Here is a 19746-nt window from a genome sequence, read left to right on the forward strand (position 1 = left end):
GGCAGGGACGGCCACCCGGACGCGCGGTCACTTTGCACCAACGGGGGTGCACGACCGCCCCCACTGGGTAGGCTCCGTCGACATGGAGCATGAGGTGTTCGTTCCGGTTCCGGCCGAGCGGCTCAGGGAGGCGCTGGCCGAGCCCGCACAGGTCGCCCGGGCGGTACCCGGGCTCCAGCAGGACGTCGGCGCCGAGCCCGTCACCGGGCGGCTGAAGGTCCGCGTCGGCAGTCACTCCATCACCTACCGCGGCTCGGTACGGGTCTCCGGGCAGGACGACGGGTCGTACGCCGTCGAAGGGGACGCCGTGGAGGCGCGCGGCAGCGGGGCGGTGAAGCTCGCGCTCACCGTGCGGCTGCGGGACGCGGAGGGCGGGTCCACGCTCACGTTCGACGGGACGGCCTCCGCGGACGGACGGGTCACCGAGCTGCCGGCGGACGCGGTCGCGTCGGCCGCGAGCCGGCTGCTGAGCCGTTTCGCGGAGAACCTGGGCGCGGGGGTGGGCGCCGAAGCCGAGGCCGCGACGAAGCCCGCACCCGAGGCGAAGCCCGAACCCGAAGCACCCACCGAGCGGCAGACGGCGGCCGGAGAGCCCGTCGCACCCGAGCCCGACCCGGAACCCGGCCCCGTCTTCGACGCCGAGATGCCCCCGGCCCCGCTCGAAGACCTCACCGAAGACCTCACGGACGACCTCGCCGAGGACTTCACCCGGTCCGCCGGACCGCCCGCGGAGGCCGCGCACGCGCGGCGGACGATGATCGGGCGCAGCGCGGAGGAGGTCGACCACGCACCCCCGCGGGGGCGGTACGCGCCCGTGCCCGCCCCGCAGACCTCCGTCCCGAACCAGACACTGCGGTGGGCGGCGCCCGCCGCGGCGGTGGTGGTGGCCTCGGCGATCGTGGTGGGACGCGCGCTGCGCCGGCGGCGCTGAGTCTCCCGCCCGCCGTGCCGTCCCAACCCCCGCCCCCCACCACCGCCTTGATCGCCGCAGTAGGGTCGTCCCGTGAGTGACGACATCGTGCTGACCGCGGGTGACGCGGAAGTGATCGTGCAGCCGGGGAACGGCGGGCGGATCGGCGGGCTCCGCGTCTCAGGGACGCAGCTGCTGCGGCAGGGGGAGCGGTTCGGATGCTTCCCGATGGTGCCGTGGTGCGGACGGATCCGCGACGGGCGGTTCCGGGACGGGACGACCGTGCGCCAGATGCCGCTGAACTCGCCGCCCCACGCCATCCACGGCACCGCCCGCGACGGCGCCTGGCGCACGGCCCGGGTGACGGCCGACGAGGCGGTGATCACGTACGACCTGGTCGAGCCGTGGCCCCACACCGGCCGGATCACGCAGGTCGTCGCGCTCACCGAGGACACCCTGACGCTGACGATGTCCGTGGAGACGTACGACTCCTCCTTCCCGGCCCAGATCGGCTGGCACCCGTGGTTCAACCGGACCGTCGAGGGGGCCGACGTGACGCTCGGCTTCTCGCCCGCCTGGCAGGAGGAGCGCGGGGAGGACCATCTGCCCACCGGCAACCGGCTCGACCCGAAGCCCGGCCCGTGGGACGACTGCTTCGGGATGCCCGGCGGCGTCGACGTCACCCTCACCTGGCCGGAGCGGCTGGAGCTGAAGGTCGCCAGCCGCGAGGAGTGGGTCGTCGTCTACGACGAGCAGGAGGCCGCGGTGTGCGTGGAGCCGCAGACCGGGCCGCCGAACGGGCTGAACACGCTGCCGCGCCTGGTCACGCCCCTGGAGCCGCTGGAGGCCACGACGACCTGGTCCTGGCGCCGCCTCTAAGCTGGCCGCATGACTGACGTCCGCGGCGCGCTGCTGCAACAGATCAAGGACAAGGCCGTGGTGCACGGCAAGGTGACCCTGTCGTCGGGTCTGGAGGCCGACTACTACGTCGACCTGCGCCGCATCACCCTCGACGGCGAGGCCGCCCCGCTGGTCGGTCAGGTGCTGCTCGACCTGACCGCGGAGCTTCGGTTCGACGCGGTCGGCGGGCTCACCATGGGCGCCGACCCCGTCGCCGGCGCCATGCTGCACGCGGCCGCCGCGCGCGGGCAGCGCCTGGACGCCTTCGTCGTGCGCAAGGCCGCCAAGGCCCACGGGCTGCAGCGGCGGGTCGAGGGCCCGGACATCGCGGGGCGGCGCGTGCTCGTCGTCGAGGACACCTCCACCACCGGCGGCTCCCCGCTCGCCGCCGTGGAGGCCGTACGAGAGGCCGGCGCCGAGGTCGTGGGCGTGGCGACGATCGTGGACCGCGCCACCGGCGCCGCCGAGAAGATCCAGCAGGGCGCGGGCGTGCCGTACCTCTTCGCCTTCTCGAAGGATGAACTGGGTCTGGACTGACGGACCACTTCGACCTGGACTTGACCGGCGCGTGGACCATCCGCGCATGTCTGGAAAGATGGGGACGACGATGACGTCGCCTCCCAAGGTCTAGGTCAGGGCCGTAAGAAGAAGCCGTACGCCGTACGCCCACCCGCACATACAAGGAGCGGACAGATGCCCATCGCAACCCCCGAGGTCTACAACGAGATGCTCGACCGGGCGAAGGCAGGCAAGTTCGCCTACCCGGCCATCAACGTGACCTCGACCCAGACCCTGCACGCTGCGCTGCGCGGCTTCGCGGAGGCCGAGAGCGACGGCATCATCCAGATCTCGACCGGCGGAGCCGAGTTCCTGGGCGGCCAGTACCAGAAGGAGATGGTGACCGGCTCGGTCGCCCTGGCCGAGTTCGCGCACATCGTCGCCGAGAAGTACCCGGTCACCGTCGCCCTGCACACCGACCACTGCCCGAAGGACAAGCTCGACGGGTACGTACGGCCGCTCCTGGCCGTCTCCGAGGAGCGCGTCAAGGCCGGCGGCAACCCGCTGTTCCAGTCCCACATGTGGGACGGCTCCGCCGAGACCCTCGCCGACAACCTCTCCATCGCCCAGGAGCTCCTGGAGCGCGCCCGCGCCGCCAGGATCATCCTGGAGGTCGAGATCACCCCGACCGGCGGTGAGGAGGACGGCGTCTCGCACGAGATCAACGACTCCCTGTACACGACCGTCGACGACGCGGTGCGTACGGTCGAGGCGCTGGGGCTGGGCGAGAAGGGCCGCTACCTGCTCGCCGCCTCCTTCGGCAACGTCCACGGCGTGTACAAGCCGGGCAACGTGGTGCTCCGTCCCGACCTGCTGAAGCAGCTGAACGACGGCGTGGCCGCCAAGTACGGCAAGCCGGCCGGCTCCCAGCCCTTCGACTTCGTCTTCCACGGCGGCTCCGGCTCCACCGAGGAGGAGATCCGCACCGCCCTGGAGAACGGCGTCGTCAAGATGAACATCGACACCGACACCCAGTACGCCTTCACGCGTCCGGTCGCCGATCACATGTTCCGCAACTACGACGGCGTCCTGAAGGTCGACGGCGAGGTCGGCTCCAAGAAGACCTACGACCCGCGGACCTGGGGCAAGCTGGCCGAGGCGTCGATGGCCGCGCGCGTCGTCGAGGCCACGCAGAACCTGCGGTCGGCGGGCACGAAGATCAAGTAGCCGTCACACGAGTAGTCGTTCGGTTTCCAGCGAGCCCGGTGCTACGGCACCGGGCTCGCTGTATACCTGGGGCATGTCCGATGTGCGGTTGGCCTCCCCGCGGGGCAAGTGGATCCTGCTGACCACCATCCTCGGCTCCAGCATGGCCCTGCTGGACTCGACCGTCGTCAATGTCGCCCTGCCGCGTATCGGGCGGGATCTCGACGCGGACCTGGCCGCCCTTCAGTGGACCGTCAACGCGTACATGCTGACGCTGGCCGGGCTGATCCTGCTCGGTGGGTCTCTGGGGGACCGGTACGGGCGCCGCAAGGTCTTCGTGGTGGGCGTGGTGTGGTTCGCGGCCGCCTCCCTGCTGTGCGGGCTCGCGCCGAACGCCGAGGTGCTGATCGCCGCGCGGGCGCTGCAAGGGGTGGGCGGCGCCCTGCTCACACCGGGCTCGCTCGCCCTCATCCAGGCCTCCTTCCATGCCGACGACCGGGGCCGGGCCGTGGGCCTGTGGTCCGGGTTCGGCGGCGTCGGGGCGGCCGTCGGGCCGTTCGTGGGCGGCTGGCTGGTGGACGGGCCCGGCTGGCGGTGGGTGTTCCTGCTGAACGTGCCGCTGGCGCTGGTGTGCGTGCCGGTCGCCCTGCGGCATGTCCCCGAGTCGGGCGACGGGCGGGCGCACACGCGCTTCGACGTCCTCGGCGCGGTGCTGGCCGCCGTGGCGCTGGCGCTGATCACGTACGCGCTGATCGAGGCCCGGGCCGCCACGGTGGCCGTCGCGCTCACGGCCGTCGCCGGGCTGGTCGCCGCCGTGGCCTTCGTGTACGTCGAGAAGCGGCGGGACGATCCGATGATGCCGCCCGACATCTTCGCGTCCCGGCAGTTCACGGCGGTGAACCTGGTGACGCTGTGCGTGTACGCGGCCCTTGGCGGGTTCTTCTTCCTCGCCGCGCTCCAGTTGCAGGTCGTGGTCGGGTACTCCGCCCTCGGAGCCGGAGTGGCCCTGCTGCCGACGACCGTCCTGATGCTGCTGCTCTCCGCCCGCTCCGGCGAGCTGGGGGAGCGGATCGGGCCGCGCGTCCCGCTCACCGTGGGGCCGCTGCTGGCCGCCGCCGGGATGCTGCTGATGCTGCGGGTCGGGCCGGGGGCGTCGTACGTCCGGGACGTGCTGCCCGCGCTGCTGGTCCTGGGGCTCGGCCTGGTCACGCTGGTCGCGCCGCTGACCGCGACCGTGCTGGGGTCGGTGAGCACGGCTCGGGCGGGGCTGGCCAGCGGGATCAACAACGCGGCGGCCCGGGCGGCCGGCCTGATCGCGGTGGCCGCGTTGCCGCTGCTCACGGGGATGGGGGAGGAGGCGTACCGGTCCGCGCCGGCCTTCGACGAGGCGTTCGGGCGGGCGATGGCGATGTGCGCGGGAGTGCTGGTCGTGGGGGCCGTGGTGGCCTTCGTGACCGTACGGCGGCCTCCGGAGGACTGCCGGCGGCCCGAGTGCCGGACGCACGGGAGCGTCCTGGCGCCGCCGCTGGAGGGGGACCGGGCACGTAAGCGGTTGGCGTAGACGCGCAGTGGCATATGCCCGGGCGGAGCCGGGCCGCGGCCCATGGAGGAGACTTGGGGCATGTCCATTCACGAGAACCTTCTCGGGGGCCCGCCCCCGACCCATCTGCCCGACGATCCGGAGCCGCGGGAGCTGCTGGCGAACGGCACCTCGCCGGCGGACGTGGCGGCGAAGTACCCGATGTCCTCGCTGGCCTGGGCCCGGTTGGCCGACGAGGCGTTCGAGCGGGGCAGTGTGGTGGAGTCGTACGCCTATGCCCGTACGGGATACCACCGCGGCCTGGACGCTCTGCGTAGGAGCGGCTGGAAGGGCCACGGCCCGGTGCCCTGGGAGCACGAGCCGAACCGTGGTTTCCTGCGGGCCCTGCATGGGCTGGCCCGGGCCGCGCAGTCGATCGGCGAGCAGGAGGAGTACGAGCGCTGCTCGCAGTTCCTGAAGGATTCGTCGCCGTCGGCGGCCCAGACCCTGGGCTGACCGCGTTCCTCCGGTCGAGGCCCGTCTGCGTGATCAGGCGGGCCTTGCCTTTTCGGCGGACCATCGAAGAGGATGCCCGGCGGGGACCGGGGCCCCCGTGTCGGTAACGGCAGGGGCGGACCGCTACCCGGAGTACACCAACAGGAGACAGCGATGTCGTCCCACGAGGCTCAGGAAGCACACGAGCCGGAGACCCCGCATCTCGACTTCCAGGGCACGACGCCGTACGAGGACTACGTCAAGGCGGACGTGCTCACCCACCTCCAGCACACCCTCTCCGACGATCCCGGAGAGATGGTCTTCCTGGTCACCACCCAGGTCATGGAGCTGTGGTTCACCGTCATCGTCCACGAATGGGAGACCGCGGCGCGGGCGCTGCGGGAGGACGACGTGCCGGTCGCGGTCGCCGCCCTGAAGCGGTCCGTGCGGGAGCTGGAGGCGCTCAACGCCTCCTGGAAGCCGCTCGGACAGCTCACACCGGCCCAGTTCAACTCGTATCGCAGCGCCCTCGGGGAGGGGTCCGGCTTCCAGTCGGCGATGTACCGCCGCATGGAGTTCCTGCTCGGCGACAAGTCCGCGTCCATGCTGGTCCCGCACCGGGGCGCGCCCCGGGTCCACGCGGAACTGGAGAAGGCGCTGCACGAGCCGAGCCTGTACGACGAGGTGCTGCGGCTGCTGGCCCGGCGCGGGCACGCGATCCCGGACGCCGTGGTGGAGCGGGACGTCTCGCTGCGCTACGAGCCCTCCGAGGCGGTGGAGGCCGCCTGGACGGCGCTCTACTCCGGTGACGAGAGCGACGAACTCGCCCGGCTGGGCGAGGCGTTGACCGATGTGGCCGAGCTGGTGTGGCGCTGGCGCAACGACCACCTGGTCGCCACCCGGCGGGCCATGGGCGCCAAGGCCGGCACGGGCGGCTCCGCCGGGGTGGCCTGGCTGGAGAAGCGGGCCCGCAAGAACGTCTTCCCCGAGCTGTGGACGGCGCGGTCCCATGTCTGAACCTGTCTCCGAACTCGCTTTCAAGGCACGGGAGCTGGACGCGGGGGACGAGCTCGCCGGCGTGCGTTCGCGGTTCGTTCTCGATGATGTCGTGTACCTGGACGGGAACTCGCTGGGCGCCCTGCCCGCCGGTGTCCCGGAGCGTGTCGACGATGTCGTACGACGGCAGTGGGGCGAGCTGCGGATCCGGTCCTGGGAGGAGAGCGGGTGGTGGACCGCGCCCGAGCGCATCGGTGACCGGATCGCTCCGCTGGTGGGTGCCGCGGCCGGGCAGGTCGTGGTCGGGGACTCGACCAGTGTCAATGTCCTCAAGGCACTGGTGGGTGCCGTGCGGCTGGCGCGGCTCGACGGGTCGGTGCGGGACGAGATCGTGGCCGACGCCACCACCTTTCCCACGGACGGGTACATCGCCGAGTCCGCCGCCAGGCTGACCGGGTGCACCCTGCGCCCGGTCGCTCCGGAGCGGGTGCCGCAGGTGCTGGGCGGGCGCACCGCCGCCGTGCTGCTGAACCACGTCGACTACCGCTCCGGGCGGCTGCACGACCTGCCCGCGCTCACGGACGCCGTGCACGCGGTGGGCGCGGTGGTGGTCTGGGATCTGTGCCACAGCGCGGGCGCCCTGCCGGTCGGGCTCGACGAGCACGGCGTCGATCTGGCCGTCGGCTGCACCTACAAGTACCTGAACGGCGGGCCGGGTTCACCGGCCTATCTGTATGTGCGGCGCGAGATACAGGACCGGTTCGACTCCCCGCTGCCCGGGTGGAACTCGCATGCCGAGCCCTTCGGGATGCGGCCCGACTACGAACCGGCGGCGGGCGCGCTCCGGGGGCGGGTCGGTACCCCCGACATCCTCTCCATGCTGGCCCTGGAGGCGGCCCTGGACGTGTGGGACGGGGTGTCGATCGAGGCCGTACGGGCCAAGTCCCTCGCCCTGACGGACTTCTTCGTTCAGTGCGTGGCGGCCCGAGTGCCCCAAGGACGCCTGGAGTTGGTGACCCCGGTGGCCCACCGGGAGCGGGGCAGCCAGATCGCGCTGCGCTGCGAGGACGCCGGGGAGGTCATGAAGCGGCTGATCGAGCGGGGCGTGGTGGGCGACTTCCGGCACCCGGACGTCCTGCGCTTCGGGTTCACGCCGTTGTACGTCGGGTTCGGCGATGTGGAGCGGGCGGCGCGGGTGTTGGGGGAGGTGCTGGCCGAGCCCCGGCGGACGTAGCCCGCGGCGGAGCCGCGCGGAATCCGGTTGACCCTCACCGAGCGTGACATCCCCGTGTCCGTGCACGTCACGGGCCTGGTACCGTCCCCGCCAACGGCCGAGTTCTTCCGGGGGGCCTTCCCGGCTGCCAAATCCGTTGCGACGCTGTGAGGTTGAGAGGTTGGACATGCCGGACGACGCCGTAGTGCGCGAGGCCGTAGCCGCCCGTGCCGCTGCCGAAGAGGAGTCGGCCTTCTCGCATCCCGCGGTCGACCCCGACGTCAGCGTGGCGTACGGCGATCATCCCGATCAGGTGATCGACTTCTACGCCCCGCACGGCGAGGCGGGGCCGGGCGGGCCGTCCCCGCTGGTCGTCGTCCTGCACGGGGGTGCGTGGCGGACGCCGTACGACCGGCGGCACATGTCGCCGTTCGCGGGGTGGCTGGCGCTGCGGGGATTCGCGGTGGCGAGTGTGGAGTACCGGCGGGGTGGTGACGCCGGCGGCGCCGTGCCCGGTGACGGTGACGCTGGTGGCCGCGGTGGCGGTTACGGTGGCGGCGGCTCGGCGGATGCGGTGGCCGGGCGGTGGCCGGAGACGTTCGACGACGTGGCCGCCGCGCTGGACGCGCTTCCCGGGCTCGTCCGGGAGGCCGTTCCGCAGGCCGACGTCCGTCGCACGGTCGTCACCGGGCACTCGGCCGGCGGGCACCTCGCCCTGTGGGCCGCCGCCCGGCATCTGCTGCCCGTCGACGCCCCCTGGTACCTCGACCGTCCGGCCCCGCTGCGCGGCGTGGTCGCGCTCGCCCCGATCGCCGACTTCGCGGTCGCCGAGAAGCTCGACGTGTGCCGGGGCGCCTGCCGTCAACTCCTCGGCGGGGACGACCACTTCGCCGAGCGCCGGCCGTACGCCGACCCGGCCCTGCTGCTTCCCACCGGCATCGCCACGACCCTCGTCCAGGGCCGTGCCGACCTCGTCGTCCCGGAGGCCGTCGCCGAGTCCTACGCGGACGCGGCGGCGAAGGCGGGCGAGGTCGTGGGGCTGACCCTCCTGGAGGACGTCGGCCACTTCCCGCTGATCGATCCGGCGGCGGACGCGTGTGCGGTGGTGGCGGAGGAGATCGCCCAACTGGCGTGGTGAGACGGGCGTGGTGAGGCCCTTGCCGGGACGGCCCCGGTCGTACCCGTAGTACCTGAGAGCTACGGCGCAGGTGAGCTCCCCGGCGTGACGCGGACGACGTGCTCTGATCCGTAACTTCCCTTCCAGACAAGCCCGATGGCCGGGCGGACCGGAAGGGAAGTCGACCGTGGGGCTTGAGGAGCGGGTACGGGAGGAGCGCGGCCGAGCAGGGCGGCGCGGTGTCCACAGAGGGCGTCGTGTCCGCGGATGGCGTCGGGGGCTGCTCGCCGCCGTCATCGTCGCCGCCGTCGTGGTGCCTCTCTCCGCCGCCGCGCGGCCGGAGATCCCCGCCCCGGCGCCCGCCTCCCTCGGCCGGGTCACCGCGGCCACGCTGGACGAGACGTACGCGGCCAACCGGGCCAACGCGGCGGAGGCCTCCCGGATGGCCGACGCCCACGGCGACCGTGAGCGGGCCGCGGCCGACCGGGCCATGGCGGACCCCGCGCGTCGCTTCCTCACCTTCGACGGCCGTGGCTCCGGCCGGGCTGCCGAGGTCTTCGGCGACCTGGCCCACGCCGACCGCGTCGCCGTTCTGGTCCCCGGTTCCGACACCTCCCTCGACACCTACGACCGCTTCCGCGCGACCGCGGTCCACCTGCGGGACGAGCTGAACCGGCAGGCCCGCGCGAGCGGCGACATCGACACCGGCTCCGGCCCGCGTACGGCGGTCGTGGCCTGGCTCGGCTACGAGACACCGGGCACCGTCAGCACGACCGTCCTCACCCCCGACCGGGCCGAGCAGGCCGCCCCGCACCTGCGGGAGTTCGTCCGGCAGCTGCACGCCCTGACCGGCGGCGACACCCGGCTGTCCCTGCTCTGCCACTCCTACGGCACGGTCGTCTGCGCCCGTGCCGCAGGCGACCCGGCCGTGACCGACCTCGCCCTGGTCGGCAGCCCCGGCACCGGCGCCGACACCGCCGCCGGGCTGCACACCCGGGCCCGCGTCTGGGCGGCCCGCGGCTCCGACGACTGGGTGGGGGAGGTGCCGCATGTCGAGGCCGATCTGTTCGGCACGACCGTCGGATTCGGCACCGACCCCGTCTCCCCGGCCTTCGGCGCCCATGTCTTCGCCGCCGGCGACGGCGGCCACAGCGACTACTTCGCACCGGGCTCGGTCTCCCTGACCAATCTGGCCCGGATCGTCCTCGGCGAGACCTCGGAGGTCACCCGTGCGTGAGACGACATCGCCCCCGGCCACGGAGACGACATCGCCGGTGCCGCCGGAGACACCGCTGCCGCGGCCTGCCGGGCACGGCATACGACACCGCGCCCGGCAGGGCATACGCCAGGGCGCCGACCGGGTCGACGCCGCCACCCCGGCCGAGCGGGACCGCGCGGTCGACGCGCTGCGGGCCTTCGCGATCCTCGGGGTGGTGCTCGGGCACTGGCTGGTGACCGCCCTGGTCGCCGACGGCGGTGCCCTGCACACCGCGAGCCCGCTCCGGGACATGCCCTGGCTGGCCCCGATCTCCTGGGTCTTCCAGACGCTGGCCGTGTTCTTCCTGGTCGGCGGCCATGTGTCGACCCGCGGCTACACCTCGGCGCGAGCACGTGGCACGACCTACCGGCAGTGGCTGACCACCCGGCTGTCCCGGCTGTTCAAACCCGTGGCCGCCCTGCTTGCCCTGTGGACGGTGGCGGCCGGGGCCCTGCTCCTGACGGGCGCCGAGGTCGCCACGGTGCACACGCTGGTCAAGCTGGCCCTGTCCCCGCTGTGGTTCCTGGTGGTCTTCGCCGCCCTGACCGCGGCGACCCCGCTCCTGCTCCGCCTCAACCCGCTCTGGCCGCTGACCGTCGTCCTGTACGTGGACCTGTTCCGCTTCGGCCTGGGCGGTCCGTCCTGGCTCGGCTGGGTGAACCTGGCGGCCGGCTGGCTGGTGCCGTACACCCTGGGCGCCGCCTGGACGCGGGGCGAGCTGGAGGGCCGGTACGCGGGATGGGTGCTGCTCGCCGGCGGGGCGGTGGCCACGGCGCTGCTGGTCGCCTTCGCCGGGTATCCGGCGTCGATGGTCGGCGTCCCCGGGGCGGGTGTCTCCAACCTCAACCCGCCGACGCTGGCCGCCGTCACCTTCGGACTGGCCCAGTGCGGCCTCGCCCTGCTGCTGCGCGACCGGCTGCGCGGCGCGATGCGGCGGCCCCTGGCGTGGGCGGCGGTGGCGCTGGTCAACCTCTCCGCGATGACGGTCTTCCTGTGGCACCAGACGGCCCTGATGGCGACCACCGCCACGGGTCTCCTCGCCGGCCGCCTCCCGGGGCTGCACACCCGCCCCGACGGGCTGGACTGGGTGGCGGCCCGCCTGGCCTGGCTGCCGGTCCTCGCCCTCGCCCTGGCCGTCTGCTGGGCGGCCTTCAGACACTACGAGCACGGCCCCCGTCGGGCCGGGAAGCGGCCGTCCCGGGTGATCCGCGTCCACCGCGGCCCCCGTACCGGGGACACGAAGGCGGTGCGCGGTGCCTAGGGTTGGCGGCGTGACGGATACGGGGAGTCGGCACGTGATCGTGCGGCGCGTGCGGGCGGGGCTGGGGGTGCTGCGGGACGACCTGTGCACGCTCCGCGTGGACCCGCTGCCGCCCTCGGTATGGCTGCGCTGGCTGCCGCACGGGGTGGTGTGTCTGGCCGCGCTGGGCATCATGCTCGGCGGTCTCCCGCAGCTCCAGGACAACGGCCACCTGGGTTTCGGGGCCGCCTTCGCGATCGCCGTCGCCCAGGGCGGGGCGACGGTGCTCGCCCTGTGGCGGCCCGTCCCGGGGTGGTGGCTGTCGATGGCGGGCAGCGTGGTCGGGGCCCTCTTGCTGCGCGCCGAGCTGGGTCCGGAGGTGGCGGGCCGGTCAGTCTGGCCCTGGACCGCGGCCGGGATCATCGCCCACCTGTTGGTGCTGCTGTTGCTCGCGCTCCGGGTGCCCACCCGGGTCTCCGCCGAGGCACTGGTGCTGACCGGGCTGGTCTCCTGGCTCGTCGAGGGGGTGTCGGGAAACTCCGACTACGGGTCCTCCAGCGTGCTCACGGTCTGTCTCTCCGCGATCGTCGTGGTGCTGGGCATGGCGCTGCGCGGCCGCCGCGAGGCCCGCGCGGAACTGGGCCGGCAGACCACGCTCACCGCCGAGGAGCGCGCCCGGCGCACCGTGCTGGAGGAGCGCAGCCGCATCGCGCGCGAACTGCACGACGTGGTGGCCCACCACATGTCGGTCATCTCGATCCAGGCCCAGGTGGCCCCGCACCTCGTCAAGGACCCCCCGGAAGAGCTCAAGGAGAACCTCGCCGGCATCCGGCAGAACGCCCTGGAGGCGCTGGGCGAGCTGCGCCGGGTCCTGGGTGTGCTGCGCGCCGAGCACCCCGACCGCCCGGACGACCCCGACGCGCCGGACGGCGACGCCCTGCACGCCCCGCAGCCCACCCTCGACCGGATCGACGCGCTCGTGGAGAACACCCGGGCCGCGGGCCTCACCGTCAACGTGCAGGTCAAGGGCGAGAGGCGGCCGCTGCCGCCCGGCGTGGAGCTGTCGGCGTACCGGATCGTGCAGGAGGCGCTGAGCAACGTCCTGCGGCACGCGCCCGGTGCGACCGTCACCGTCGGCCTCGTGCATCACCGGTTCGGGCTGGACGTGAAGGTCGTCAACTCGCGGCCGAAACGGCGGGTGCCGCCCTCCCCGGGTGCGGGGCACGGGCTGCTCGGCATGCGGGAGCGGGCGATGATGCTCGGTGGCTCCCTGGCCGCGGGGCCGCGGTCCGGCGGCGGTTACGAGGTGGTCGCGTACATACCGGTGCCCACGCCCGCCGACGTCCCGGACGGCGACGGCACGGTCCGCACACCGGATCCGGCCTCCGAACCGTCCGTCGGCCCGACCACCCGCCCTCCCACCGACCCGAAGGACGACACCGCATGACGAGCGGCACCCATGACACCGGCGGAACCGGCGCGACCATCCGGGTTCTCATCGCCGACGACCAGCAGATGGTCCGGCAGGGCTTCACGGTGCTGCTCAACACCCAGCCCGACATCGACGTGGTCGGGCAGGCGGTGGACGGCCTGGACGCCATCGCCAAGGTCGACGAACTCGTGCCGGACGTCGTGCTCATGGACATCCGCATGCCCGAGCTGGGCGGCATCGAGGCCACCCGCCGCATCACCGGTGAACGCCCGGACATCAGAGTGCTGGTGCTGACCACCTTCGACCTCGACGAGTACGTGTACGAGGCGCTGCGGGCCGGGGCGTCCGGGTTCCTGCTGAAGGACGCCTCCGCGGACCAGCTCGCCGAGGCGGTACGGGTGGTCGCGGCCGGGGACGCGCTCCTCGCGCCCGGCATCACCCGCCGGCTGATCGCCGAGTTCTCCCGCCTCGGCGACCGGCCGCGCGCCCCGCTCAAGGAGCGCGTCGGCGGACTGACCGAGCGCGAGACGGAGGTGCTCGCGCTGATCGCGCAGGGTCTGTCCAACGCGGAGATCGCCGAGCGGCTGGTGGTCGCCGAGCAGACGGTGAAGACCCATGTGGGCCGCATACTGGTGAAGCTGGGCCTGCGGGACCGTACGCAGGCGGCGGTGTTCGCCTACGAATCGGGGCTGGTGAAGCCCTCGGGGTACTGACGCCGCGGTTCCCGGACCTGCGGGCATGACCCGTAGTACCTGAGAGGGACGCCGACGAACCCCTCTCACTGGGGACGACCGCGACCCGGCCTACGCCTACCGTTCTGTATGTGACCGAGACGACCCAGACGCATCTGAAGCCCCCGGGGGACAGGGCCAAGCAGCGCAGCCCGGAGTTCCGGCTGGCTGCCGACGCCCTGCGCGGGCTGCGGCAGGACCTGTTCCACGACGCCTTCGCCTACCGCCCGCTGCCGCACATGCGCACCGACGGCCCCCTCTCCCGACGGCTGCCCGGCCGGCTGCGGGAGTACGCGGCCTGGACACCGCACGCGGCGCTCGTCCTGGCCGCCCTGATAGCGCTGGCCATAGGCACCGTCGACCAGGGGCTGGCCCTGGTGCTCGGGCCGCTCACCGTGATCCCGATCCTGGTGACCATGGTCCGGCCGGTCGGAGCGTTCTGGTTGTCCATGGTGGCCACCCCGCTCGCCCTCCCGTTCGGCGACCAGTGGGGCGAATGGCCGTGGCTGCCCGGCAGCTTCGCCTGTCACCTGACGGTGCTGACGGTCGTCGCCCTGCGCACCAGACCGCGCACGGCCGGGTGGATGTGGGTGGTGACCGCGGCCTACGGCATGGTGGCGGAGACCTTGTCCAGCTCGGATCACTACAGCACCAACACCGGTCCCATGCTGGTCGTCTCCGCGCTGGTGCTGCTCTGCGTGGCCGTCTGGCACATCCGCCGCGCGGCCGAGCAGGAGGTGAGCGCGCAGCAGACGGTGACCGCGCACGAGCGGTCGCGCCGCACGCTCCTGGAGGAGCGCACCACCATCGCCCGCGAGCTGCACGACGTGGTCGCGCACCACATGTCGGTCGTCGCCATCCAGGCGGAGGCCGCCCCCTACCGGGTGGAGAACCCCCCGCCGGAGCTGGAGCGTGCCTTCGTCACCATCCGGGAGAACGCGGTCGCCGCGCTGACCGAGCTGCGCCGGGTCCTGGGCGTGGTGCGCGCCGAGGACTACGAGGCGCCGGACGCCCCGCAGCCCACTCTCGCCGACCTCGACGGGCTCCTCGCCAATGTGCGGGACGCGGGCCTGAGCGTGGACAAGACGGTCACCGGGGCGGTGCGTGAGTTGCCGCAGGGTGTGGAGCTGTCGGCGTACCGGATCGTGCAGGAGGCGCTGAGCAACAGCCTGCGGCACGCGCCCGGGGCGAGCGCCCGCGTGGAGATCGGATACGTCCTCGGCGGTCTGGGCCTGCGGATAGTCAACGGCGCGCCGCCCGAGCTGTCGCTGGTGAAGCCCTCGCCCGGTGCCGGGCACGGCATCACCGGGATGCGGGAGCGCGTCTCCATGCTGAACGGCGAGATGACGGCGGGCGCGACGGACGAGGGAGGATACGAGGTGACGGTGTTCCTGCCCGTGACCGCGGTGAGCGAGGACGGGGCATGACCATCCGTGTCCTGGTCGCGGACGACCAGATGATGGTGCGCGAGGGCTTCTCGGTCCTGCTGAACGCGATGCCCGACATCGAGGTGGTCGGCGAGGCCGTCAACGGTCGGGAGGCGGTGGACCGGGTCCGTGAACTCGCCCCCGACGTCGTCCTGATGGACATCCGTATGCCCGAGCTGAACGGCATCGAGGCGACCCGGGAGATCGTCGCCGCGGACGGCGCGGCCAAGGTGCTGGTGCTGACCACGTTCGACCTCGACGAGTACGTGTACCAGGCGCTGCGGGCGGGGGCCTCCGGGTTCCTGCTGAAGGACGCCTCCGCGCGCCAACTCGCCGACGGGGTCAGGGTGGTGGCGTCCGGGGAGGCGCTGCTGGCTCCCTCCGTCACCCGGCGGCTGATCACCGAGTTCTCCAAGCTGTCCCAGGCCCCGCGCCTGGCGCCCTCCGCGCAGGCGGCGTACGGCGATCTCACGGACCGGGAGACGGAGGTGCTGGTGCTGATCGCGCAGGGCCTGTCCAACTCGGAGATCGCGGAGCGGCTGGTGGTCGCCGAGTCGACGATCAAGACCCATGTGAGCCGGATCCTGGTGAAGCTGGGCCTGCGGGACCGTACGCAGGCGGCGGTGTTCGCCTACGAGGCGCGGCTCGTCACACCGGGCTGAGCCCGGCCGGGCGCCAACCTGACGTCGGCCGGACACCCCTGGTCAGGGACGGGTCCGCCGGTTAACGTCCGTGCATGGCAGCTGCTCCCGACCTCGCCTTCGACCCGTGGGACCCGGCGTTCGTCGCCGACCCGTACCCCGCCTACGCCGAGCTGCGTGCGCGCGGCCGGGTGCACTACTACGCGCCCACCAACCAGTGGCTGGTGCCGCACCACGCCGATGTCTCGGCGCTGCTGCGCGACCGTCGGCTGGGGCGGACGTACCAGCACCGGTTCACGCACGAGGACTTCGGGCGGACGGCCCCGCCGCCGGAGCACGAGCCGTTCCATGTGCTCAACGACCACGGGATGCTCGATCTGGAGCCGCCGGACCACACCCGGATCCGGCGTCTGGTGTCGAAGGCGTTCACACCGCGCACGGTGGAGCGGCTCGGACCGTATGTGCGCGGCCTGGCGGACGAGCTGGTGGCGGCGCTGGTCGCCCGGGGCGGCGGCGACCTGCTGACGGATGTCGCCGAGCCCCTGCCGGTGGCCGTCATCGCCGAGATGCTGGGCATCCCCGAGGCGGACCGGGCGCCGCTGCGGCCCTGGTCGGCGGACATCTGCGGGATGTACGAGCTGAACCCGCCCGAGGAGGTGGCCGCGAAGGCGGTCCGTGCCTCGGTCGAGTTCTCCGACTACCTCCGCGAGCTGATCGCGGAGCGCCGCGAGAAGCCCGGCGACGACCTGATCTCGGGCCTGATCGCCGCCCACGACGAGGGCGACCGCCTCACCGAGCAGGAGATGATCTCGACCTGCGTGCTGCTGCTGAACGCGGGCCACGAGGCCACCGTGAACGCCACGGTCAACGGCTGGTGGGCCCTGTTCCGCACCCCGGACCAGCTGGCGGCCCTGCGCGCGGACCACACGCTCGTCCCGTCCGCCGTGGAGGAGCTGATGCGCTACGACACCCCGCTCCAGCTCTTCGAGCGCTGGGTCCTGGACGACATCGAGGTCGCCGGCACGACGATCCCGAGGGGTGCGGAGGTCGCCCTGCTGTTCGGCTCCGCCAACCACGACCCGGAGGTCTTCCGGGATCCCGGCCGGCTCGACGTCACCCGCCGGGACAACCCCCACATCTCCTTCAGCGCGGGCATCCACTACTGCATCGGCGCCCCGCTGGCCCGTCTCGAACTCGCCGCCTCCATGACGGCGTTGCTGGAGAAGGCCCCGACGCTGGGCCTGGCGGCGGAGCCGGTGCGCAAGCCGAACTTCGTGATCCGGGGGCTGGAGGGGCTACCGGTGACGGTCTGAGCCCCGGCGACCGTCCAGCAGCCGGTTGACCAGCGCGCAGGCCAGGAGCGGCAGGCCGGCCCCGGCGAGCACGACGAGGGGCAGCTCGGTGATCAGGACGCCGTAGTCGGTGCCCTCGCCCTCGAAGCCGCCGCGGAGGTGGATCCGGGTGCGGTCCGTGCCGAGCCACCCGAGCAGGGCGGCCAGTGCCCCCGCGACCGACAGGGCGCAGCCCCCGCATCCCACCGCGTTCCGTCTCATGATCCGTCTCATGACCAAGGGGACGTGCCCCGCCCCTGCCCGGTTCGCACAGGCGTCCACCCGGGTGGGGCGAGGCACCGTCAGGTCGACAGGTCCCGGCGCCGCAGTCCCGCCAGCCCCGCCGCGGTCATCGCGGCCGCCAGCAGGAGCAGCGTCAGGACCGGCCCCCACCGCATCTCCCCGCCGGGCAGCTTCGGGAGGTGGCCGAAGGGGGAGAGGTCGAGGAGCACCTGTGGGGCGTCCAGGGCGGGGCCGACCCAGCCGATCAGCAGGATCGCCCCGGCCACTCCCCAGGCCGCCGCGGCCGCCCGCGGGGCCAGCCCGTGCAGCAGGACCGTCAGGCCGCCGACGACCCAGACCGCGGCCACCTGCACCAGGCAGGCGCCCAGGATCGGCCCGGCCTGCTTGCCGTAGCCGACGGCGAAGCCCAGACCGGCGAGCAGCATGATCAGTGCGGCGCCGCCGAAGGCGATCACCAGGTGGCCCGCGGCCCAGCGCAGCCGACCGACCGCGTTCGCCAGCACCGGTTCGGCCCGGCCGGAGGTCTCCTCGCCGTGCAGGCGGAGCACCGAGGAGACGATGTAGAGGGCGGCGACCAGGCCGAGCATGCCGACCATCGAGGCGAGGAAGGCGTCGGTGAGGCCGGTCCGGCCGCCCATCCGCTGGAAGATCTCGCGGGCGTTGTCGTTGTCGCCGACGAAGTCGGCCACGCCGTCCGTCATCCCGCCGTAGACGAGTCCGGCGAGGAGGAAGCCGAGGCTCCAGCCGAGCACGCTGCCGCGCTGGAGCCGCCAGGCCAGCGCGCTCGCCGACGCCAGGCGGCCGGCGGCGGGGCCGGGCCGGGTCGGCAGGAAGCTCATGCCCACGTCCCGGCGCCCGGCGAGCACGTAGGCCGCCGTGCCCTGGAGGGCCGCCGCCGTGAGGAACAGCAGCAGGACCCACCAGCGTTCGCCGGCGAAGGAGCGCAGGTTCTCCAGCCAGCCGAGCGGCGAGAGCCAGGTCAGCACCGAGGAGCCGTCGTCCGTCGCCGAGTCGCCGGCCGCGCGCAGCACGAAGGCGGCGCCCAGGACGGCGGCCGTCAGCCCGCGGGCGAGGCGGGCGCTCTCGGTGAGCTGGGCGACGATCGCGGCCATCGTGGCGAAGACGAGCCCGACGCCGCCGAGGCCCAGCCCGAAGGCCAGCGCGCCCGTGGCGCCCTGTCCGGCCAGGCCGGCCGTCACCAGCAGGGCCAGGGCCGCGTTCGCGACCAGCGCCGTCAGCAGCGCCGCCGTCAGGGACGCCCTGCGGCCCACCATCCCCGAGGCCACCAGCTCCTGACGGCCGCTCTCCTCCTCGTCACGGGTGTGCCGTACGACGACGATCAGGCTCATCACGGCCGCCAGCGCGCCCGCGTACACGCCGACGCGCCAGGCGGTCAGGGCGCCGAGCGAGTCGTCGAAGACCGGGCCGACCAGGGCGCGCAGGGAGGAGTTGGTCTCCATCTGGCGCAGCAGGTCGGCGCGGTCGGCCGGGGTGCCGTACAGGCCCTTGAGGCTGTTGGGCATGGAGAGCACCATGAGCGAGTTGACCGCGACCCACACCGGGACCATCAGCCGGTCGCGGCGCAGGGCGAACCTCAACAGGGTTCCGGTGCCGGTGAGTTGGGGTGCGGCGAGGGTGGTCATCGGGCCGCCTCCGCCGTCGCGTCCTCCTGGTAGTGCCGCAGGAACAGCTCCTCCAGCGTCGGCGGCTTCGAGGTCAGCGACCGTACGCCCGAGTCGGTCAACGACCGCAGTACGGCGTCGAGTTTGTCGGTGTCGACCTGGAGCCGTACCCGGCGGCCCTGGACGTCGAGGTCGTGCACCCCGGGCAGGTGGGTCAACCCGTTGGGCGGGCCCGCGAGTTCGGCGGTGACGCTGGTGCGGGTGAGGTGGCGCAGCTCGGCGAGCGAGCCGGTCTCGACGGTGCGGCCCTTGCGGATGATGCTGACGCGGTCGCAGAGCTCCTCGACCTCGCTGAGGATGTGGGACGAGAGGAGGACCGTCCGGCCGCGGTCGCGCTCCTCCTCCACGCAGCGCCGGAAGACCTCCTCCATCAGGGGGTCCAGGCCCGAGGTCGGCTCGTCCAGGATCAGCAGGTCGACGTCCGAGGCGAACGCGGCGACCAGGGCGACCTTCTGCCGGTTGCCCTTCGAGTACGTCCGGCCCTTCTTGGCGGGGTCCAGCTCGAACCGTTCGACCAGGTCGGCGCGGCGCCGTGGGTCGAGCCCGCCGCGCAGGCGGCCGTAGAGGTCGATGACCTCGCCGCCGGAGAGGTTGCGCCACAGGGTCACGTCACCGGGCACGTACGCGATCCGGCGGTGCACCTCCACGGCGTCCGCCCACGGGTCGCGGCCGAGCACCTGGGCCGCGCCCGCGTCCGCGCGCAGCAGGCCGAGCAGGACGCGGATGGTGGTGGACTTGCCGGAGCCGTTCGGGCCGAGGAAGCCGTGGACCTCGCCGGTCCGGACGTCCAGGTCGAGGCCGTCGAGCGCGTGGGTGCTGCCGAACGACTTGTGGAGGCCGGAGACGGTGATTGCCTTCGTCATGCTTCAGAACGTACGCTTCTTTCAGAAATTTGTGAAGTTAAGGA

19 protein-coding genes are annotated in these 19746 nt (G+C 73.0%); 16 read left to right on the forward strand and 3 right to left on the reverse strand.

Annotated features, from left to right (window positions below):
* The first annotated feature begins 82 nt into the window (after positions 1 to 82).
* The 16 genes from SLINC_RS24495 to SLINC_RS24570 all read left to right on the forward strand — a co-directional run bounded on the left by SLINC_RS24495 (position 83) and on the right by SLINC_RS24570 (position 16896).
* Positions 83 to 931 (forward strand): SRPBCC domain-containing protein, encoded by an 849-nt coding sequence (locus tag SLINC_RS24495; protein WP_079165156.1) that lies wholly within the window; start codon positions 83 to 85, stop codon positions 929 to 931.
* A gap of 72 nt (positions 932 to 1003) precedes the next feature.
* Complete coding sequence (locus SLINC_RS24500) at positions 1004 to 1789, forward strand: aldose epimerase family protein (RefSeq protein ID WP_067437062.1); 786 nt, start codon at positions 1004 to 1006, stop codon at positions 1787 to 1789.
* A 9-nt stretch (positions 1790 to 1798) separates the two neighbouring features.
* Positions 1799 to 2347, forward strand: coding sequence for an orotate phosphoribosyltransferase (gene pyrE / locus SLINC_RS24505; RefSeq protein ID WP_067437065.1), 549 nt, complete (start codon positions 1799 to 1801; stop codon positions 2345 to 2347).
* Positions 2348 to 2503: 156 nt separating this feature from the next.
* Positions 2504 to 3535, forward strand: a complete 1032-nt coding sequence (gene fbaA, locus SLINC_RS24510) for a class II fructose-bisphosphate aldolase (protein WP_067437068.1) — start codon at positions 2504 to 2506, stop codon at positions 3533 to 3535.
* A gap of 73 nt (positions 3536 to 3608) precedes the next feature.
* Positions 3609 to 5075, forward strand: coding sequence for an MFS transporter (locus SLINC_RS24515; RefSeq protein WP_067437070.1), 1467 nt, complete (start codon positions 3609 to 3611; stop codon positions 5073 to 5075).
* A gap of 60 nt (positions 5076 to 5135) precedes the next feature.
* Positions 5136 to 5549: a DUF3151 domain-containing protein gene (locus SLINC_RS24520; protein ID WP_067437073.1), complete on the forward strand. Its 414-nt coding sequence runs from the start codon at positions 5136 to 5138 to the stop codon at positions 5547 to 5549.
* Positions 5550 to 5702: 153 nt separating this feature from the next.
* Positions 5703 to 6545, forward strand: coding sequence for a tryptophan 2,3-dioxygenase family protein (locus tag SLINC_RS24525; RefSeq protein WP_067437076.1), 843 nt, complete (start codon positions 5703 to 5705; stop codon positions 6543 to 6545).
* Positions 6538 to 7758, forward strand: a complete 1221-nt coding sequence (gene kynU / locus SLINC_RS24530; protein ID WP_067437079.1) for a kynureninase — start codon at positions 6538 to 6540, stop codon at positions 7756 to 7758. Before SLINC_RS24525 ends, kynU begins: the two co-directional genes overlap by 8 nt.
* A 166-nt stretch (positions 7759 to 7924) precedes the next feature.
* Positions 7925 to 8875 (forward strand): alpha/beta hydrolase, encoded by a 951-nt coding sequence (locus SLINC_RS24535; RefSeq protein WP_067437082.1) that lies wholly within the window; start codon positions 7925 to 7927, stop codon positions 8873 to 8875.
* Positions 8876 to 9041: 166 nt separating this feature from the next.
* Positions 9042 to 10091, forward strand: coding sequence for an alpha/beta hydrolase (locus SLINC_RS24540; RefSeq protein WP_079164700.1), 1050 nt, complete (start codon positions 9042 to 9044; stop codon positions 10089 to 10091).
* A 55-nt stretch (positions 10092 to 10146) separates the two neighbouring features.
* On the forward strand, positions 10147 to 11373 hold the full coding sequence (locus SLINC_RS24545; RefSeq protein ID WP_067445677.1) for an acyltransferase family protein: 1227 nt from the start codon (positions 10147 to 10149) through the stop codon (positions 11371 to 11373).
* A gap of 40 nt (positions 11374 to 11413) precedes the next feature.
* A complete protein-coding gene (locus tag SLINC_RS24550; protein ID WP_225988518.1) occupies positions 11414 to 12799 on the forward strand; it encodes a sensor histidine kinase in 1386 nt (461 codons plus the stop codon).
* Complete coding sequence (locus SLINC_RS24555; RefSeq protein WP_067437088.1) at positions 12796 to 13497, forward strand: response regulator; 702 nt, start codon at positions 12796 to 12798, stop codon at positions 13495 to 13497. The genes SLINC_RS24550 and SLINC_RS24555 overlap by 4 nt, the downstream gene beginning before the upstream one ends.
* Before the next feature lie 110 nt (positions 13498 to 13607).
* Entirely contained in the window at positions 13608 to 14942 is a 1335-nt protein-coding gene (locus SLINC_RS24560; protein WP_067437091.1) for a sensor histidine kinase, read from the forward strand.
* A complete protein-coding gene (locus tag SLINC_RS24565) occupies positions 14939 to 15604 on the forward strand; it encodes a response regulator (RefSeq protein ID WP_067437093.1) in 666 nt (221 codons plus the stop codon). Before SLINC_RS24560 ends, SLINC_RS24565 begins: the two co-directional genes overlap by 4 nt.
* A gap of 74 nt (positions 15605 to 15678) precedes the next feature.
* Positions 15679 to 16896, forward strand: coding sequence for a cytochrome P450 (locus tag SLINC_RS24570; protein ID WP_067437099.1), 1218 nt, complete (start codon positions 15679 to 15681; stop codon positions 16894 to 16896).
* Here SLINC_RS24570 and SLINC_RS24575 read toward each other — a convergent pair.
* The 3 genes from SLINC_RS24575 to SLINC_RS24585 all read right to left on the reverse strand — a co-directional run bounded on the left by SLINC_RS24575 (position 16879) and on the right by SLINC_RS24585 (position 19702).
* Entirely contained in the window at positions 16879 to 17136 is a 258-nt protein-coding gene (locus tag SLINC_RS24575) for a hypothetical protein (RefSeq protein WP_079164703.1), read from the reverse strand. The two genes, SLINC_RS24570 and SLINC_RS24575, sit on opposite strands and share 18 nt — an antisense overlap.
* An 80-nt stretch (positions 17137 to 17216) precedes the next feature.
* On the reverse strand, positions 17217 to 18800 hold the full coding sequence (locus tag SLINC_RS24580; protein ID WP_067437103.1) for an ABC transporter permease: 1584 nt from the start codon (positions 18798 to 18800) through the stop codon (positions 17217 to 17219).
* Positions 18797 to 19702, reverse strand: a complete 906-nt coding sequence (locus SLINC_RS24585; RefSeq protein ID WP_067437106.1) for an ABC transporter ATP-binding protein — start codon at positions 19700 to 19702, stop codon at positions 18797 to 18799. Before SLINC_RS24585 ends, SLINC_RS24580 begins: the two co-directional genes overlap by 4 nt.
* Between the last annotated feature and the right edge of the window lie 44 nt (positions 19703 to 19746).

The organism is Streptomyces lincolnensis, assembly GCF_001685355.1.
Lineage (GTDB): Bacteria > Actinomycetota > Actinomycetes > Streptomycetales > Streptomycetaceae > Streptomyces > Streptomyces lincolnensis.

Bases quoted from the DNA above. Each gene is read 5' to 3' on its own strand.
- SLINC_RS24575 (WP_079164703.1), bottom strand. From the start codon at position 17,136: ATGAGACGGAACGCGGTGGGATGCGGGGGCTGCGCCCTGTCGGTCGCG.
- SLINC_RS24515 (WP_067437070.1), top strand. From the start codon at position 3,609: ATGTCCGATGTGCGGTTGGCCTCCCCGCGGGGCAAGTGGATCCTGCTG.
- fbaA (WP_067437068.1), top strand. From the start codon at position 2,504: ATGCCCATCGCAACCCCCGAGGTCTACAACGAGATGCTCGACCGGGCG.
- pyrE (WP_067437065.1), top strand. From the start codon at position 1,799: ATGACTGACGTCCGCGGCGCGCTGCTGCAACAGATCAAGGACAAGGCC.
- SLINC_RS24525 (WP_067437076.1), top strand. From the start codon at position 5,703: ATGTCGTCCCACGAGGCTCAGGAAGCACACGAGCCGGAGACCCCGCAT.
- SLINC_RS24585 (WP_067437106.1), bottom strand. From the start codon at position 19,702: ATGACGAAGGCAATCACCGTCTCCGGCCTCCACAAGTCGTTCGGCAGC.
- SLINC_RS24570 (WP_067437099.1), top strand. From the start codon at position 15,679: ATGGCAGCTGCTCCCGACCTCGCCTTCGACCCGTGGGACCCGGCGTTC.
- SLINC_RS24520 (WP_067437073.1), top strand. From the start codon at position 5,136: ATGTCCATTCACGAGAACCTTCTCGGGGGCCCGCCCCCGACCCATCTG.
- SLINC_RS24580 (WP_067437103.1), bottom strand. From the start codon at position 18,800: ATGACCACCCTCGCCGCACCCCAACTCACCGGCACCGGAACCCTGTTG.
- SLINC_RS24565 (WP_067437093.1), top strand. From the start codon at position 14,939: ATGACCATCCGTGTCCTGGTCGCGGACGACCAGATGATGGTGCGCGAG.
- SLINC_RS24555 (WP_067437088.1), top strand. From the start codon at position 12,796: ATGACGAGCGGCACCCATGACACCGGCGGAACCGGCGCGACCATCCGG.
- kynU (WP_067437079.1), top strand. From the start codon at position 6,538: ATGTCTGAACCTGTCTCCGAACTCGCTTTCAAGGCACGGGAGCTGGAC.
- SLINC_RS24495 (WP_079165156.1), top strand. From the start codon at position 83: ATGGAGCATGAGGTGTTCGTTCCGGTTCCGGCCGAGCGGCTCAGGGAG.
- SLINC_RS24535 (WP_067437082.1), top strand. From the start codon at position 7,925: ATGCCGGACGACGCCGTAGTGCGCGAGGCCGTAGCCGCCCGTGCCGCT.